This is a genomic window from Stenotrophomonas sp. C3(2023), assembly GCF_032911385.1.
Taxonomy (GTDB): domain Bacteria; phylum Pseudomonadota; class Gammaproteobacteria; order Xanthomonadales; family Xanthomonadaceae; genus Stenotrophomonas.
Genome location: NZ_JAWJLO010000001.1, coordinates 3,584,557 through 3,601,882, shown reverse-complemented (window position 1 = coordinate 3,601,882; position 17,326 = coordinate 3,584,557). Strand labels below are relative to the sequence as shown.

The following is a 17,326-nucleotide window of genomic DNA, read 5'->3' as shown; positions in this document are numbered from 1 at the left end:
GAACTCCGGTCAGGTGTCCAGCAGCTGTTCGATGCGTTCCAGGTTCACCGCCAGCTGACGCTGGCGATCCGGGTTGGCGTCGCAGAGCAGCACGAACACGAAGTCGAGCAGGAACTGCAGGGAAGAACGGTACAGCAGTTGGGCCAGGTGCGGGGCAGGGGGATCGGCACAGATGGCCAGCGATGCATCGGCATGTGCGCGCAGCGGGTTGGCGGTATGCCGGGTGATCGACACCACCTGGCCACCGGCCTGCTGGAACTGCCGCGACAGCACCGAGTGCTGCGGCAGTTTGCCGAACTCGGAGAACACCAGCATCACATCGCCGGCGCGCGCGGCCGAGAGGTTGGCCAGCATCAGCACCGGGTCGGCATGCTGCACCACCAGCAGACCCAGCAGCGACAGCCGCATGGCGAACTCGCGGGCGTACACGCCATCGTCGCCCAGCCCGTAGACGAACAGCTGCGGGGCTGCATCGAGCATCGTTACGATGCGCTGCACCTCGGCCTGCGGGTTGGCCGCGCGGGTTTCCGCCTCGGCCGCGCGGCGCAGGGTCTGCAGGGTCTGCGCCAGCTGCGCGTAGTGGTCACCATCCAGCGCCGGCACCGGCGCAGCGTCCGGCGGGGCGCCGGCACGCGCCACATCCTGGCCAATGGAATACTTCAGGTCCGGGTAGCCCTTGAAGCCGAGCTTCTGGCTGAACTTGACCACGCTGGACTGGCTGATGCCCAACGCGTTGGCCAGCTGCTGCGAGGAGTAGTCGCGCAGCAGGTGGGCGTTGTCGAGCAGGAAGTCGGCAATGCGCCGTTCGATGGCCGACATCTGCCCGCGTCCGGTCCGTATTTTCAGCAGCGGTGACATGCGGGCCTCCAGCAGGCTGTCGGCGATGCGGTGCGATGCGCGGTGCTCAGGCCAGCATCTCCAGTCCACGCACCTCGGTGATGCCCAGCCCCGGTGCATCGCTGATGCTGATCTCCGATTCGTTGAAGCGTACACCGCCGCTGACCGGGTCAAACTGCCCCAGCGAGGGGCCGTCCAGATCCACCTTGGTGATCACATCGCTCTTGGCCACCGCCAGGTGCACGGCGGCGGCCACACTGATGCTCGACTCGATCATGCAGCCGATCATGCACGGTACGCCGTAGATGGCGGCGATGTCGGCAATGCGGATGGCGTTGGAGAGCCCGCCGGTCTTCATCAGTTTGATGTTGATGATGTCGGCCGCGCGCAGGCGGATCAGCTCCATCACCTGGCTGGGATGGAATACGCTCTCGTCGGCCATCACCGGGGTGTTGACCCGGTCGGTCACGTACTTCAGGCCCTCGATGTCGGCTGCCTTGACCGGCTGCTCCAGCAGCTCCAGCACCACCCCAGCCTGTTCCAGCGCCTGCATCGCGTGCACGGCCTGCTTGGCGGTCCAGCCCTGGTTGGCGTCCAGCCGCAGCAGGGCGCGGCCCTGCACGGCGGCATGGATCGCCTTGACCCGCTCGATGTCCAGCCCGATGTCCTTGCCGACCTTGATCTTCAGCGACTCGAACCCACGGTCGATGGCCGAGAGTGAGTCGGCCACCATCTTGTCGATGTAGTCCACGCTGATGGTGATGTCGGTGGTGATCACCGGGTCGCCACCACCGAGCATCTGGTACAGCGGCGCACCGTGCAGCTGCGCCCACAGGTCGTAGAGCGCGATCTCCACCGCGGCCTTGGCACTGGTGTTGCGTTCCATCGAGGTCTGCACCAGCGTGCACAGCTGGTTGAGGTTGGCCACGTCCTGGCCGATCAACCGTGGGCGGATGAAATGGCGCACGGCCTCGATGATCGAGCCGTGGGTGTCACCGGTGATCACCGCCGTGGCGGGTGCCTCGCCGTAGCCGGTGTGGCCGCCGTCGGTGCGCACCAGCACCACCACGTCCTCCACCGTGTCCACGGTACGCAGCGCGGTCTTGAACGGTGTTTTCAGCGGCACGCGCAGCATGCCCAGTTCGATGTCGGTGATCTTCATTCGTGCTCGGGCTGGCGCAGGGGCGGAAGGATCCGCTGGAGGTTGGTGATGCGGTCGATGTAGCTGCGGTCGTCGCTGGCCATCATCGGTTCCAGCGGGGTCACCGAGACGCCGTTGAGGTGGGCCTGCACGCGCGTGCCGTCCTCGCCGGTCCAGCTTCCCCCGGCGGTGTCATGGATCACCCAGTGGCGACCGTCGACCTGGCCGATGCTCATCATCACGTGGCCGGGGATGTAGATGAGGTCGCCCAGCTGCAGACCGGCCACCGCGCGCTGGCGTGCGGCGGCGTCGCGACCTTCCAGCGCCGTGCGCTGCAGGGCCGGGCTGACGCCCTGCGCGCTGGTGTTGCGCGGCAGTACGATGCCGAAACTGCGGTAGATCTCCGAAACGAAACCGCTGCAGTCGCGCGCCTCGTAGTCATGGCCCCAGCCATAGCGTTCGCCGAGGAACTTGTAGGCCTGCTGCAGCAGGTGGCGTGCCGTCAGCGGCAGGTAGCCGGCATGGCTGTCCTGCGAGCGCGGCAGCAGGGCCGGCAGCAGCTCCAGGCTGCCATCGGCGCGCCGCGCGGGCAGCTGCACTACCCAGCTGGCATGTGCCTGCTGGCCGTTCACCAGCTGCGCCGGATCCCACTCGGCCAGCACCGGCAGGCGCACGCCCATGTCCAGCTGCAGGCGTGAGAGCCGCGGTTCTTCCGGGGTGTAGGCGGTCTGCGCGGTGGCACCGGTGATCACCCGGTAAGGCCCCGTGCTGCCGTAGCCGAGCACCTGCGCCCTGCTGCCGGTGGCCACCGCATCGGCCTCGATCCAGGCGCTGTAGCGCTCGCTGTGCACGAACATCCAGTTGCCGTCGGCGCTGCGGTGGACCACGGCCACCTTGTCACCGGGAAACAGCGCCGATTCCTGGAAACGGTCGATGTCGGTGTTGTCAGGGGTGCTGAACACCCGTTCGCGGGTGGGCCAGGTGCGCAGCGCCGCACGCTTGACCACCAGGCCGAACTGCGGCGCGGCCTGCGCCGCAACCTTGGACAGCCCCACGTTGGCCTCGATGGCGGCGCGCGTGGCGGCCGGCACCGGCGCGCCATCGGCGCCGTAGAGCGCGCGCTGCGGCCAGCGTGACAGCGCCGAGATCGCCTCGCGCACCTGCGCGGCGGTTACCTGTTCCGGCAACGCGGCGATGTCCTGGATGTGCGCGTCCAGCGCCAGCATGCGTGCGTTCCCGGCGGCGATCTGCGCAGGGTCCAGCAGCACGCGGTCCGGCTCAGGCTGGCGCGCGGCCCAGTACCCGGGAGTGAGATATGCCTCATGCAACCCGATGATGTAGGGCAGCGCCGGGCCGGGATCGGGCGCGGAGCGGGCGCCGGCCGGCGCGGTGACAGCGGTGATCGCCATGGCCAGGCCGAGCAGGGCGGGGCGCCAGCGGCGGGAACATGCGGATGGGTTGGACATGCAGCGGACACCCTCCTGGGACGTGTCTGGAATAGTTATTCCTTTTCTGCAATAGCGCAAGAATAAATTATTGACCCCCTACCCGGTGCGTGTTACACAGCCATGACCACTCACACGGGGAAGTGTCGTTGTGGAATCACCTGTCTGCATTGTCTGCCTGCTGCCCGGCCTGCGTTCTGCCGTGCCTGCGGCGCATGCGCGCACCTGCAGCCGGGGCCGCTTGGCGCCAAACCACCACGTCGCGTTCAAACTTGCAGGAGAGAGCAGGGGATGAAGGTACACAGCATCAAGCGGGCGAGCCTCAGCGTCGCCCTGGCGGCCTGCCTGGGCGCACTGCTGCCCGGCATGGCTACGGCCCAGAATGTGTCCGGCGCGGTGGCCGGGCGGGCAACCGCCGGTGACCAGGTCACCGTGGTCAACAGTGGCACCGGCCTGACCCGCAGCGCCACGGTGGGCCGTGACGGCAGCTACCGGCTCGGCCAGCTGCCGGTGGGCAACTACCAGCTGCAGGTCAGCCGCAACGGGCAGACCGTGGGCACGCCGGTGGCGGTGAGCGTGGCGGTGGGTGGCACCACCACGGTCAACCTCGCCAGCGGCGGCGATGTGGTCAACCTTGATGCCCTGCAGGTGGTCGGCTCCCGTGTGGTCAACCGGGTCGACGTCTATTCCACCGAGACCTCCTTCAACGTCAACCGCGAAGAACTCAAGCGCCTGCCGGTGGCGCAGGACCTGTCCTCGGTGGCCCTGCTGGCACCGGGCGTGGTGGCCGGCAACTCGACCTTCGGCGGTATCTCCTTCGCTGGTTCCTCGGTGGCCGAGAACGCGGTCTACATCAACGGCCTCAACGTCACCGACATGTATACCCGGCAGGGCTTCTCCACCGCCCCGTTCGGCTTCTTCAAGGAGTTCCAGGTCAAGACCGGTGGCTACTCGGTCGAGTTCGGCCGCTCCACCGGCGGTGTGATCAATGCGGTTACCCGCTCGGGCAGCAATGAATTCGAAGGCGGCGTGGAAGTCACCTTCGAGCCCAGTGCATTCCGCTCCTCGGCGCGCGATCACTTCCATCGCGACGGCAGCCCGCATTCCTATGCCAGCCGTGACAGCACCTCGTTCCTGAAGACCAATGTGTGGGGCTCCGGCGCGCTGGTGCAGGACCGCCTGTTCCTGTTTGCCATGTACGAGAACCGCGACAAACACGGCAGCAACACCAGCTCCAACGGCAACACGTGGTACGACAACAAGAACAACGATGATTTCTGGGGCGCCAAGCTCGATTGGAACATCACCGACAACCACACGCTGGAGCTGCTGGCGTTCTCCGACGAAACCGAGACCACGGTGGGAGCCAACGGCTACAACTGGGCCAGCGACACCGTCGGCGCGTGGGGCGGCGACACCCTCAGCGAGGGTGGCGGGCGCAACTGGTCGGCCACCTACACCGGCCGCTTCGGCGAAACCTTCACCGCCAAGGCCATGGTCGGCCGCAACGCGCAGCGCGCGTTCTCCAACTCCACGCTCGACCAGTACTGCGATGCGGTGTTCACCGACCCGACCTATGCACCGCGGCTGGGCAAGCTCAACGGGCTGGGTGCAGGCTGCCATCCCACCGGCACGGCCGTGGCCGAGCGCGATGACACCCGCGACGCCGCCCGTCTGGATTTCGAATGGCAGCTGGGCAGTCACCTGCTGCGCTTCGGTGTGGACCGCGAGCTGATGACCACCGAGCAGTCCACGCGCTACCCCGGCCCGAACCAGAAGACCTATACCGCCTATGTGGCGGCGCCGGGCGACGAGGTCTGGGACGGCGCCAACGCCTTCGTGCCGGCCGGCGTCACCGAGATGCTGCGCGCGCGCAACCGCGTGTCCGGTGGCACCTTCGAGACCGAGGCCAACGCGTTCTACCTGGAAGACATCTGGAACGTCACCCCGAACCTGATGCTCAACCTCGGCGTGCGCTGGGACCGCTTCGAGAACCGCACCGCCGACGGTGACGCCTTCATCAAGATGGACGACCTCGTGGCGCCGCGTGTCGGCTTCTCGTGGGACATGAAGGGCGACGGCAGCAGCAAGCTGTTCGGCAACGCCGGCCGCTACTACCTGCCGGTGACCAACAACATCAACGTCAACTTCGCCGGCGGGCTCACCGACGAGTTCAGCTATTACGTGCTGGAAGGGTGGAGCCAGCAGGTCAATCCGGTGACCGGCGCGCCCTACATGGCCCCGATCATCGGCCCGCAGATCGGGCCGACCGATACGCGCATGAACACCGGTGCGGCCGATCTGCGCCAGGCCGTGGACCGTGACCTGAAGGCCGTCTACCAGGACGAGTACATCCTGGGTTACCAGAGCATGATCGACCAGGCCTGGTCGTGGGGCGTCAATGCCACCTACCGGCGCATGACCCGCGCGCTGGACGACATGCGCATCAACTACACCCCCTGCGGTCCGACCGGCAGCACCCTGTGGCCGATCGCCAACCCGGGCGAGTCGCTGACCATCTGGGGCGATGCCAGCATCGGCTGCGCCGAGGAAGGCTGGATCACCATCGACACCGCCACCAGCGGCTACCGCAAGGGCGGCAGCGGTGAAGTGGTCGGCTATTCCAAGCCCAAGCGCACCTACAAGGCAGTGGAACTGCAGATCGACCGTGCCTGGGACGAGAAGTGGATGTTCAATGCCTCGTACCTGTGGTCGCGCAGCGACGGCAACTTCGAAGGCCCGGTCAACTCCGATACCGGCTATGGCGACACCGGCATGGTCCAGCACTGGGACCACCCGGCCGGCAACGAGCGTTACGGTGTGTTGTTCAACGACTTCCGGCACCAGTTCAAGTTCCGCGCCGCTTATGCGCTCAGCGAGCAGTGGTCGTTCGGCACCACGCTGCAGGTGCAGTCCGGCGGCCCGATCACCGCTTTCGGCGTGATGTGGCCCAACGACACCACCGCCGGTGGCAGCACTACCAGCGAGGGCAGCGGCGCCGGTACCGGCTGGCTGTGCACCGGCACCCGCGAACAGTGCGCCACGCTGGCCGGGCGCGAGCTGGTGCGTACCGGGCGCGGTGCCTTCGGCCGCCTGCCGTGGACCTGGACGATGGGGGCCAACGTGACCTGGCGCCTGCCGGTGGACGGCATCGACCTGAGCGCGCGGTTGTCGGTGTACAACCTGTTCAACAACCAGACCGTGGTCAACGTGCACCAGCGTTACGAAGCCCAGCCGGGCGTGTACCGCGAGGCCACCTTCGGCACCGGCACCCGTTGGCAGGCCCCGCGTTACGCCCAGCTGGTGGTGACCTGGAACTTCTGACCCGCCTGAACTCCGGTAGGTGGCGACCGTTGGTCGTCACGCTTTTGCTTCAGGGTTGCCGGGCAGAGCCCGGCACTACGTGCCTGAACTCCGGTAAGTGACGCAAGCAACGGCAGGAGCCGTTGCTGACGGCGCTTGCGCCGGCCCGAAGGGCGCTGGTCAGGAAGACCGGCGCACCGTTGGTCGTCACGCTTCTGCTTCGGGGTTGCCGGGCAGAGCCCGGCACTACGCGGTTGGTCGCCGGGCGCACCCCGGCCCAACCCCTCATCCTGCGGACCGCCCATGCCCAGCCCATCGTCCCTCACCCTGTTGCTGGCCCTGGCCACCTCGCCCTTCGCACCGATGGTCGAGCAGGTGGTCCAGCGCGAGCAGCTGCCTGGCATCGCCGTCGCCGTCGTCGAGGACGGCAAGGTGGTGTTCGAACACGCGCAGGGCCAGCGTGGCGATACCCCGGACGCCCGCATCGACCGCGACACCCTGTTCAAGATCGCCTCCAACAGCAAGGCCATGACCGCTGCACTGCTGGCGCGGCTGGTCGAACAGGGCCGGCTGTCCTGGGACGACCCGGTGCGCCGTCACCTTCCCGGCTTCGCCATGCATGACCCGTGGGTCGGCGAGCACATGCAGGTGCGTGACCTGCTCATCCACAACAGCGGCCTCGGACTCGGCGCGGGCGACCTGCTGCTGTGGCCCGAACCGAACCACTACACCCGTGAAGACATCATCGCCGCGCTGGCCCACCTCAAGCCGGTGACCAGCTTCCGCAGTGGCTACGCCTACGACAATCTGATGTACGTGGTGGCCGGTGAGGTCGCCGCCGCAGCGGGGGGCAGACCCTACGACGTGCTGATGCGCGAGCAGGTCTTCGTGCCGCTGGGCATGACCCGGTGCCAGGTCGGCGACTGGTCGGTGGCGGCGGTGGGCAACGTCGCCCAGCCGCACCGGCGCAGCGCGCACGGCCCGGTGCCCAGTGGCATCGATGGTGCCCGCAGCCCGGACCTGCCTTCGATGGCTGCTGGCGGCATCCGCTGCTCGCTGCGTGACATGACCCGCTGGATGCAGGTGCTGCTTGACCCGGCGCAGGCACCGGGATGGCTCGGTGCAGGGCAGCGCCGCCAGCTGTGGACACTGCACATGCCGATGCCGCTGGGCGAGCGCCAGCGACGCTGGGACAACGCCCACGTCATGGGTTACGGCTACGGTTGGCGTGTGTCGGACATGCACGGGCAGTGGAAGGTGGCGCATACCGGCACCTTGTCCGGCATGTACTCGTCACTGGCGCTGCTGCCGGACCGGCGGGCCGGCGTGGTGATGCTGATCAATGGCGAAGGCGAGGCCGCGCGTACCGCGCTCACCCAGGCGGTGCTCATGCAGTACACCGCGCCGGACCGGAACCTTGGCGTGGCGGCCTACCTCGATGAACTCGACGCTGCCGCACCCCAAGCCGCGCCGGAGGCGGACGCGCTTGCCGAAGCCCAGCCGGCTGGCGTCGACGCGCTGCAGGCGTTGCAGGGGCGCTACCGCGATCCATGGTTGGGCGAGGCGCTGCTGTGCCCACGTGGCAGCGGCCTGCGCTTTGAAGTGCAGCGCTCACCGCGGCTGGCTGCCGATGTGGTCCAGCAGGGAACGCGTTGGCTGTTGCGCTGGGATGCGCTCGAGTCCAGCGCGCACGCCGAGCTGCTGCCCGCAGCGGGCATGCCAGCCACGTTGCAGCTGCGCGCGATCGATCCGCGCATCGACTTCAGCTACGACTTCCAGGACCTGCACTTCACCCGCACCGGTGACTGTCCCCAACGCCGCTGAGCTCCGGCTTGCCGGGCAGAGCCCGGCACTACACACTTCGCGGATGAATCTTCCTCTGCATTTCGGCCTGCTCGGCACGCTCGAAGCCGGTGCCATCGCCCTGCTGGTCGGTCTGCTGGTCTACTTTCTCTGGCACCTGCTGGCGCGCCGTCTGCGCTGGTCGATGGGCCACACGCTGGCATGGCCCTGCGTCATCGCCGTGGCAGCCAGCGCGGGCATCGACATGTGGAAGCTGTTCTACATGGGCATCGTGCGCATGGAGTCGCCCTTCCTGGCGCGCATGTTCCTCTCCACGATCCACGACCCCAACGAACTGGGCAGCCGCGTCGTGCTGGAAATCTTCGGCGCGCTCGCGGGCGTTGCCCTGGCCTGGGTCACATTCAGTTCGCGGTCAGCGCCTGAAAACAGCCGCTGAGTCATGTTTTCGTTCGCTGGCGGTTAAAAAACCGCAAGTTGAATGCGCATATGACTGTGCGCTCACGGCCACCTAACCAGGCGGGTAACGCAGCGGTTTCACGTAGTGGTTAACGGGTTGTTGTGACGCCGATTGCAGCGCTGTTTGCGTTCATTTCCGCGCTGGCAGGGTGTGAGCCGTACGGAACACCAAGGCCGTGCAACACCACCCAGACGGAGACTTCCCCATGAACAATCGTACCCGCAAGCCCCTGTTCGCTCTGCTGCTGACCGCTGGCAGCATGCTGGCGCTGCCGGCCATGGCGCAGAGCACCGCCGCCCAGGACAACGCCGCCGCTGCACAGGCGCAGGCCGCACAGGCCCAGCAGGCAGCGGCGCAGGCCGGTGCGGCCGCTGATCAGGCCAGCCAGTCAGCCGGGGCGGCGTCGGCGCAGGCCAATGGCGGCGGCCAGACCTGGGCCAGCGTGGATACCGACGGCAACGGCACCATCAGCAAGGCCGAGGCACAGGTGAACGCCGGTCTGGCGCAGGTCTTCGACCAGGCCGACACCAACAAGGACGGCGAGCTGACGCCGGAGGAGTACAAGGCCTATGTCGAGTCGCAGCAGGGCGCCGCAGCTGCGCAGGGCCGCTGATCCTCTGCTGAGGGGACCCGGCCGGACGCCATGACGAGGTGGCGTCCCGTGGCCCGGGCGGGTGCTGCACATCCGTCCGGGCCGTTGCCCTTGGTATTCTTGTGCAATGAATACCCCCACATCCGCGCCTGACCGCGCCATTGGCCTGGTTGGCTTTGACGGTGACGATACGCTCTGGAAGAGCGAGGACTATTACCGCAAGGCCGAGCAGGATTATCTGCTGCTGCTGTCGAACTACATCGACGTCCACGACAGCGAAACCGCGCGTCATCTGCTGGATGTGCAACGCCGCAATCTGGGCGTGTTTGGTTACGGCGTAAAGGCAATGACGCTCTCGATGATCGAAGCGGCCATCGACATCACCGCCAGCCGTATTTCCGCCAGGGACATCCAGACCATCCTGGACATGGGCCATGCCACGCTGCGTCACCCGGTCGAGCTGATCGACGGCGTACGCGAGTCGGTCGCGCGCATTGCAGCCGATTACCCGGTGGTGCTGATCACCAAGGGCGACCTGTTCCACCAGGAGGCCAAGATCGAAATCGCGCAGCTGCACGATCTGTTCCCGCGCATCGAGATCGTCTCCGAGAAGGACCCGCAGACCTACGCCCGCGTGCTGGCCGAGTTCGACCTGCCGATCGAGCAGTTCGTGATGGTGGGCAACTCGCTGCGCTCGGACATCGAGCCGGTGGTCACGTTGGGCGGCTGGGGCATCCATACCCCGTATGCGGTGACCTGGGCGCACGAGACCGAGCATGGCGTGGCCGACGACGAGCCGCGCATGATCACCGCCGACACGGCCTGGCAGTGGCCCGAGGCCTTGGCCGCCATCGAAGCCAAGGCACGCGCCGCCTGACAGGCGGGCAGGGCTGCGGCAGAATCAGAGGCATGAAGCTGCTGCCATTCCTGCTGACAACCCTGCTGCTGGTGCCGGCCGTCGTGTCGGCCCAGCAGACCGCCGAACGTTCGGCCGCCTATACGGTGGACACCGGGCACAGCTGGCTGGATGCGCGGCTTGCCGACATCAACCACTACGCCGAGCGCTACCCGGACAGTTTTCTCGACGAACTGGCGCGCTACAGCGGTGTGCGCCGTGCCTACGCCGCCGCGTTGATCAACAACCACGGCTGGCAGGCGGCGGATGTGTACTTCGCCTGCTTCTGGGCCAAGGTCGTGCAGATCGATTGCCGTCAGAGCGTGCGCGCCTTCAGTGCGGACCCGGAAGGCGGCTGGGAGGCGGTGGTCACGCGCCTGCCGGTGCCACCCGAGCGCGCCCATTGGCAGGCGATGCGCGAGGCCGTGGAAGCCAGCTACAAGCACTGGGATCGCCCGGCCCCGTAACGCCGGTTGCCGCGCCGCGTCGTCATGCTGCTGTGCGTATCGCGCGCACCCGCGGCAGCGGCGACAATGGGGAGTCGAGCTGTTCCCCGTTCCCGTAAGCCGAGTGACCGATGAGCGCGCCTTTCACCACCCCAGACCAGATCCGCCGCCTGTTTGCCCAGGCCATGTCCCGCATGTACCGCACCGAGGTGCCGCTGTACGGCACGCTGGTGGAACTGGTCGAACGCATCAACGCGCAGGTGCTGGCCGATGACCCCGCGCTGGCCGCACAGCTGCGCCGCAACGGCGAACGCGAGCGGCTGGATGAAGAACGCCATGGCGCCATCCGCGTGGGCACGGCCGAAGAGCTGGCCACGCTGCGCCGCCTCTTCGCGGTGATGGGCATGCAGCCGGTGGGCTACTACGATCTCAGTGTGGCCGGTGTTCCGGTGCACTCCACCGCGTTCCGCCCGCTGACCGCCGAGGCGCTGGCGCAGAATCCGTTCCGGGTGTTCACCTCGCTGCTGCGGCTGGAGCTGATCGACGACGCGGCACTGCGTGCGCAGGCCGCCGAGATTCTCGGCCGGCGCCGCATCTTCACCCCGCAGGCACTGGCGCTGATCGAACAGGCCGAGCGAGAGGGCGGGCTGGGCCAGGCCGATGCCGAACGGTTTGTCGCCGAGGCGCTGGAGACGTTCCGCTGGCATGGCGATGCCACCGTCTCGCTGCCGACCTATCACGCGCTGCACGACGCGCACCGGCTGATCGCCGACGTGGTCAGTTTCCGTGGACCGCACATCAACCACCTCACGCCGCGCACGCTGGACATCGACGCGGCCCAGGCGGGCATGGTTGACGCCGGTATTGCGGCCAAGGCGGTCATTGAAGGACCACCGCGCCGCGCCTGTCCGATCCTGCTGCGGCAGACCAGCTTCAAGGCATTGGAAGAGCAGGTGCACTTCCCGGACGGGCAGGGCGGTGCGCAGGGCCGGCATACCGCGCGCTTTGGCGAGATCGAACAGCGCGGCCTTGCCCTGACACCGAAGGGCCGCGCGCTGTATGACCAGCTGCTGGCGCAGGCGCGCGAAATCGAGGGCACCGGCAGTACCGGCGGTGACTACGGCACCCGCCTTCAGGCGGTGTTTGCCAGCTTCCCGGACGACCATGCCACGCTGCGCCAGGAAGGGCTGGGGTATTACCGCTACCAGCTCACCGACGCCGGCCATGCCGAGCCGCACCGGGTGGCCGATCTGCCGGCCGAGGTGCTGGTGGCCAGTGGCCTGGCCACAGCCGACCCGATCGTCTACGAGGATTTCCTGCCGGTCAGTGCTGCCGGTATTTTCCAGTCCAATCTCGGCGGCGAAGAGCAGCGGGCGTACGCCGCCCATGCCAACCGTGAAGCGTTCGAGGCAGCATTGGGTGCGAAGGTACACGACGAATTCGCGCTGTATGAAGGCCTGCAGGCGCAATCGCTAGCCGCCCTGCGTACCCCGTAGGGCCGCGATGCGCCATCGCGCTGCGCGCGTGAGCCGACCGTGGGGTCGGCTCTACCGTGCGATGGCCCCGGTAGGTGACGACCGTGGTCGTCACGGCTTCTGCCCGCCGCGCGCCGCGCGGTGAGCCGACCGTGGGGTCGGCTCTGCCGTGCGATGACCCCCGGTAGGTGACGACCGTTGGTCGTCACTGGGTCAGGCGCGCATGCTGCCGGTATCCAGCCAGCGCTGGTGCCAGGACAAGGCTTCGGGCAGCAGGTGCGGGGTGTGCTTGCCGTAGCTTTCGCGGCTGGCACGGTCGAAATAATCCTGCAGCTGCGCGCGGAAGTCCGGATGCGCGCAGTTGTCGATCACCACCTGCGCGCGTCGCCGCGGGGTCAGGCCGCGCAGGTCGGCCAAGCCCTGCTCGGTAACGATCACCGACACGTCGTGCTCGGTGTGGTCCACATGGCTCACCATCGGCACGATCGCCGAGATGCTGCCGCCCTTGGCCGTGGACGGGCTCAGGAATGCGGACAGGAACCCGTTGCGGGCAAAGTCGCCCGAGCCGCCAATGCCGTTCATGATCCGCGTGCCCATCACGTGCGTCGAGTTGACGTTGCCGTACAGGTCCACTTCGATCATCCCGTTCATGCCGATGCAGCCCAGACGCCGCACCAGCTCGGGATGGTTGGAGATCTCCTGCGTGCGCATGATGATGCGCTCGCGGTAGAAGTCGATGTTCTGCTTGAAGGTCTCGTTGGCCTGCGGGCTCAGCGCGAAGCCCGTGCACGAGGCGTAGCTCAGCACGCCGTCGCGCAGCAGGTCGAGCATGCCGTCCTGGATCACCTCGGTGAAGGCGGCCAGATCGCGGAACCCGCTTTTGGCCAGGCCAGCCAGCACCGCATTGGGAATGTTGCCCACGCCCGACTGCAGCGGCAGCAGGTTTTCCGGCAGGCGGCCCTTTTTCACTTCGTGCTTGAGGAACTCGATCAGGTGCCCGGCGATCTGCTCGCTGGTGGCATCGATCGGGCTGAACGGGCTGTTGCGGTCCGGGCCGTTGGTACGCACCACCGCCACGATTTTGTCCGGGTCACAGCGCAGCGCGGTTTCACCGATACGGTCGTTGGCGTTGACCAGCGGAATCGGCCTGCGGTACGGCGGCAGTGCGGTGCCGTAGTAGATGTCATGCATGCCGTCCACGCCGGCCGGCTGCCATTCGTTGACCTCGACAATCACCTTTTTGGCCAGGTCCAACCAGGTCTTGTTGTTGCCCAGCGAGGTCGAGGGCACCAGCGACCCATCCTCGCGGATGGCTGACACTTCGATCACGGCGGTGTCGATCTCGCCGTAGAACCCGAACCACACGTGCTGGGCCACGTGGCTGAGATGGATGTCGATGTAGTCCAGCTTGCCCTCGTTGATGCGGTTGCGCGCATCGGGGTCGCTCTGGAACGGCATGCGCATGGCGATGCCATCGGCCTTGGCCAGCGCGCCGTCCAGCTCCGGCGCGGTCGAGGCACCGGTCATCAGGCTGATCTGGAAGGGCAGGCCCTGGGCGTGCACCATTTCGATGCGGCGCGCCAGCTCCACCGGTACGGCCTTGGGATAGCCCGAGCCGGTGAACCCGCTCATGGCAACAGTTTCACCGGGCTGGATCAGCGCGGCGGCAGCCTCGGCAGAGACCACGCGCTCACGAAGACGCGCGTTGGCGATGCGATCAACAGACATGACGACCGTGTTTCAAGGGGGAAACCTCGATTATCGGCCATGGCTGCAATGGCGGGGGCTTCTACCTTGGTGGGATGGCGTTTTGACGCCTTCGCCTCCTGTACCCCGGAGTATTGTTTTGCACTGCAGCGTGCAACTTGTCGTCGCAGCCCGCAGGATGGACCTGCATCCCGACGTGGGGGAGGGAGCAGAGCCCGCTGGCAGTTCGCTGCAAGCGGGCTTTTTTATGGCCGATCGCAGATGCTGAACAGGCGACCGGCCTGCACTGGGCCACGCCATAATGCGGTATGAGCCCTCAACACGCTGAACTGCCTCACGCCCTGCAGCCACTGGCTGAGCGGGCGCTCGCCCGCCTTGCCGCCGTGCTGCCGCAGCCGCTGGACCCCGCGCTGGTGCCCTTCGTGCAGCAGCTGGCGGTCACCAGCGATTTCGCCTTGGACACGCTGTGCCGCCAGCCTACGCTGCTTGCGCACATGGCCCAGCCGGGCTGCCCGCCATTGCCGCTGCCGCTGCTCGAACCCCAGCAGGCCAGTGAATGGCCGGCGCAGCTGCGCCGCTACCGCGCTGCGATGTCGACCCGGCTCATCTGGCGTGATCTGGCCGCACTGGACACCGTGGAGCAGACCCTGGCCGGTGCCACCGCGCTGGCCGAGCATTGCCTCGGGCTGGGTCTGGCCGCGCTGGAAGCCGAGTTCGCCGCCCGCCACGGAGTGGTGCGAAGCGCGGCGGGCAAGGCGCAGCAGCTGGTGGTGTTCGGGCTGGGCAAGCTGGGCGGCGGCGAGCTCAACTTCAGTTCCGACGTCGACCTGGTCTACGCCTACCCGGAAGGCGGCGAATCCGATGGCGCGCGGCCGCTGGCGGCCGAGGAGTACTTCGCGCGCCTGGGCCAGCGGCTGGCGCGGCTGCTGGATGACACCACCGTCGATGGTTTCAGCCATCGGGTCGACCTGCGCCTGCGCCCTTTCGGCAATGCCGGCCGGGTGGCCCTGTCCTTCGCCGGCATGGACCTGTACTTCCAGCGCGAAGGCCGCGACTGGGAACGCTATGCCTGGCTGAAGGCGCGCGCGGTGGCCGGTGACATCGTCGCTGGTGAGGCCTGGCTGGCCACGCTGCGCCCGTTCGTCTACCGGCGGTATCTGGATTTCACCGCGCTTGATGGTCTGCGCGAGATGAAGGCAGCGATCACCGCCGAGGTGGCGCGGCGTGACATGCACGACGACATCAAGCGCGGCGCCGGTGGCATCCGCGAGATCGAGTTCCTGTGCCAGGCGCTGCAGCTCATCCGTGGCGGCCGCGAGCCGGCACTGCGCGAGCGGCGCCTGCTGCATGCGCTGGCCGCGCTGGTGGAGAGCGGTCAGATCGCCGAGCAGGAAGGTGAGCAGCTGCGGCAGGCCTACCTGTTCCTGCGGCGGCTGGAAAACCGTCTGCAGATGCTGCGCGACGCCCAGACCCACACCCTGCCCAGCGACCCGCAGGACCAGCTGCGCATCGCCACCGGGCTGGGCTATCCCGGTTGGGAGGCGCTGCGTGCCGCGCTGGCCGAGCAGCAGCAACGGGTGAGCACCGAGTTCGCCGCACTGCTGGCGCCGCGCAAGGGCCAGGCTGCACCCGATGCGCTGGCCAACTACTGGCGCGGTCTGGCCGAGAGCGGTGACGCACCGCTGCTGGCCGAGGCCGGCTTCGTCGATGCCAGCGGCGCCGACCAGGGCCTGCGCGAGTTCGCCCAGTCGCTGGGCGTGCGCTCGCTGTCCGACGGTGCACGCGCGCGGCTGGACCGCGTATTGCCGGCGCTGCTGCACGCGGCAACGCGCTCGCCGCAGCCCGATGCCGCGCTCAAGCGCGTGCTCGGGCTGCTGCAGGCGGTGCTGCGCCGGACCAGTTACCTGGCCCTGCTGGACGAGCAGCCCAGCGCACTGGCGCGGCTGGTGGATGTGCTGGCACGCAGTGCGCTGCTGGGCGAGCGGATCACAGCCTATCCGCTGCTGCTGGACGAACTGCTGGACACCACGGTGTCCGGCCCGATGCCCACGCAGGAAGAAATGCAGACCGAGTGCCGCAAGGTGCTGGCCATGCAGGACCCCGAATCGGCGCTGCGCTGGCTCAACGAGGTGCGGCTGGCACTGAGCTTCCGCATGGCGCTGGCCAGCCTGGACGGACGCCAGCGGGCACGCGACAGCACCCGCCAGCTGGCCGAACTGGCCGAAGTGGTGGTGGCCACGGTGCTGGAGATGGCCGAGGCCGACATGCAGGCCGCGCACGGCATGATCTGCGGCGGACGCTTTGCCATCATCGGCTACGGCAGTCTGGGCGGGCTGGAGCTGGGCTTCGGCTCGGACCTGGACCTGGTGTTCCTGCACGACAACCCGTCGGACGTGGAGGCCAGCGACGGTCCGCGCCCGCTGGAGCCGGGCCGCTGGTACGCGCGGCTTGCGCAGAAGGTGATGGCGCTGCTGGGGGCGGTGACCGCCGCCGGCTGGCTGTACGACATCGACGTGCGGCTGCGTCCTGACGGCGGCAAGGGCACGCTGGTGTCTTCGCTGGCCAGCTACCGCGAGTATCAGCGCGAGCGCGCGTGGACCTGGGAGCACCAGGCGCTGGTGCGCGCGCGCGGCGTGGCCGGTGATGCCAGCCTGCTGGCCGATTTCGAGCAGGTGCGTGCACAGACGCTGGGGCGCGCGCGCGAGCGCGAGGCGTTGTTTGCCGACGTGCTGAAGATGCGCGGACGCATGCGCACCGAGCTGGACCGCAGCGATGCGGGGCGGTGGGATCTCAAGCAGGGCGCTGGCGGCGGCGTGGACCTGGAGTTCCTGCTGCAGACCGGCGTGCTGCTGCAGGCCGCGCAGCAGCCCGCGCTGCTGCAGCCACGCGATACCCCGACGCTGATCGACGTGCTGGCCGAGGCGGGTTTCCTGCCGCCGGCCACCGCCGCAGCCCTGCAGGACGCCCATGCCGCGCTGCTGGATGTCGGCCTGGCCTGCACGCTGGACCGGCGCCCGCGGCTGGCCCCGCTCACCCCCGCGCTGGAGCAGGCGAGCCGGATCATCAGCGACGCCTGCAGCGCCGCCGGCCTGCCCTTCGACACCACCCCCCGCAGCGGCTAAGCCCTCCTGCGCCCGCCTTTGGTAGGTGACGACCGTTGGTCGTCACGCTCCTGGCCGGGCTGTTCGCACTTCTGGTAGGTGACGACCGTTGGTCGTCACGCTC

The 17,326-nt window shown here is 67.9% G+C and carries 12 protein-coding genes; 8 read left to right on the top strand and 4 right to left on the bottom strand.

Annotated features, from left to right (window positions below; all coding sequences use genetic code 11):
• Positions 1 to 9: 9 nt before the first annotated feature.
• Genes RZA67_RS15940 through RZA67_RS15930 form a run of 3 tightly spaced genes read right to left on the bottom strand, consistent with a single transcriptional unit; the run spans position 10 to position 3,444 of the window.
• Positions 10 to 858: a MurR/RpiR family transcriptional regulator gene (locus RZA67_RS15940; RefSeq protein WP_317213700.1), complete on the bottom strand. Its 849-nt coding sequence runs from the start codon at positions 856 to 858 to the stop codon at positions 10 to 12.
• 46 nt (positions 859 to 904) lie between these two features.
• A complete protein-coding gene (locus RZA67_RS15935) occupies positions 905 to 1,999 on the bottom strand; it encodes a dipeptide epimerase (protein WP_317213699.1) in 1,095 nt (364 codons plus the stop codon).
• Positions 1,996 to 3,444, bottom strand: a complete 1,449-nt coding sequence (locus RZA67_RS15930) for an SH3 domain-containing protein (protein WP_317213698.1) — start codon at positions 3,442 to 3,444, stop codon at positions 1,996 to 1,998. The genes RZA67_RS15935 and RZA67_RS15930 overlap by 4 nt, the downstream gene beginning before the upstream one ends.
• Before the next feature lie 270 nt (positions 3,445 to 3,714).
• On the opposite strand from RZA67_RS15930, the gene RZA67_RS15925 reads away from it, so the two are divergent.
• From RZA67_RS15925 to RZA67_RS15895, 7 genes are all read left to right on the top strand, one after another.
• A complete protein-coding gene (locus RZA67_RS15925; RefSeq protein ID WP_317213697.1) occupies positions 3,715 to 6,747 on the top strand; it encodes a TonB-dependent receptor in 3,033 nt (1,010 codons plus the stop codon).
• Positions 6,748 to 7,089: 342 nt separating this feature from the next.
• A complete protein-coding gene (locus RZA67_RS15920) occupies positions 7,090 to 8,550 on the top strand; it encodes a serine hydrolase domain-containing protein (protein ID WP_317214052.1) in 1,461 nt (486 codons plus the stop codon).
• 43 nt (positions 8,551 to 8,593) lie between these two features.
• Positions 8,594 to 8,965, top strand: coding sequence for a hypothetical protein (locus tag RZA67_RS15915; protein ID WP_317213696.1), 372 nt, complete (start codon positions 8,594 to 8,596; stop codon positions 8,963 to 8,965).
• A gap of 298 nt (positions 8,966 to 9,263) precedes the next feature.
• The gene (locus RZA67_RS15910; RefSeq protein ID WP_317214050.1) at positions 9,264 to 9,599 is read left to right on the top strand and encodes an EF-hand domain-containing protein; all 336 of its coding nucleotides are present in this window, start codon (positions 9,264 to 9,266) and stop codon (positions 9,597 to 9,599) included.
• Positions 9,600 to 9,705: 106 nt separating this feature from the next.
• Positions 9,706 to 10,455, top strand: a complete 750-nt coding sequence (locus RZA67_RS15905) for an HAD family hydrolase (protein ID WP_317213695.1) — start codon at positions 9,706 to 9,708, stop codon at positions 10,453 to 10,455.
• Between the two features lie 32 nt (positions 10,456 to 10,487).
• Positions 10,488 to 10,940 (top strand): hypothetical protein, encoded by a 453-nt coding sequence (locus RZA67_RS15900; protein WP_317213694.1) that lies wholly within the window; start codon positions 10,488 to 10,490, stop codon positions 10,938 to 10,940.
• Between the two features lie 110 nt (positions 10,941 to 11,050).
• On the top strand, positions 11,051 to 12,415 hold the full coding sequence (locus RZA67_RS15895) for a VOC family protein (RefSeq protein ID WP_317213693.1): 1,365 nt from the start codon (positions 11,051 to 11,053) through the stop codon (positions 12,413 to 12,415).
• 192 nt (positions 12,416 to 12,607) lie between these two features.
• On the opposite strand, the gene RZA67_RS15890 is transcribed toward RZA67_RS15895, so the two are convergent.
• Positions 12,608 to 14,122: an acetyl-CoA hydrolase/transferase family protein gene (locus RZA67_RS15890; RefSeq protein ID WP_317213692.1), complete on the bottom strand. Its 1,515-nt coding sequence runs from the start codon at positions 14,120 to 14,122 to the stop codon at positions 12,608 to 12,610.
• Between the two features lie 287 nt (positions 14,123 to 14,409).
• Here RZA67_RS15890 and glnE point away from each other — a divergent pair, with 287 nt between their 5' ends.
• The gene (gene glnE, locus RZA67_RS15885; protein ID WP_317213691.1) at positions 14,410 to 17,223 is read left to right on the top strand and encodes a bifunctional [glutamate--ammonia ligase]-adenylyl-L-tyrosine phosphorylase/[glutamate--ammonia-ligase] adenylyltransferase; all 2,814 of its coding nucleotides are present in this window, start codon (positions 14,410 to 14,412) and stop codon (positions 17,221 to 17,223) included.
• Positions 17,224 to 17,326: the final 103 nt, after the last annotated feature.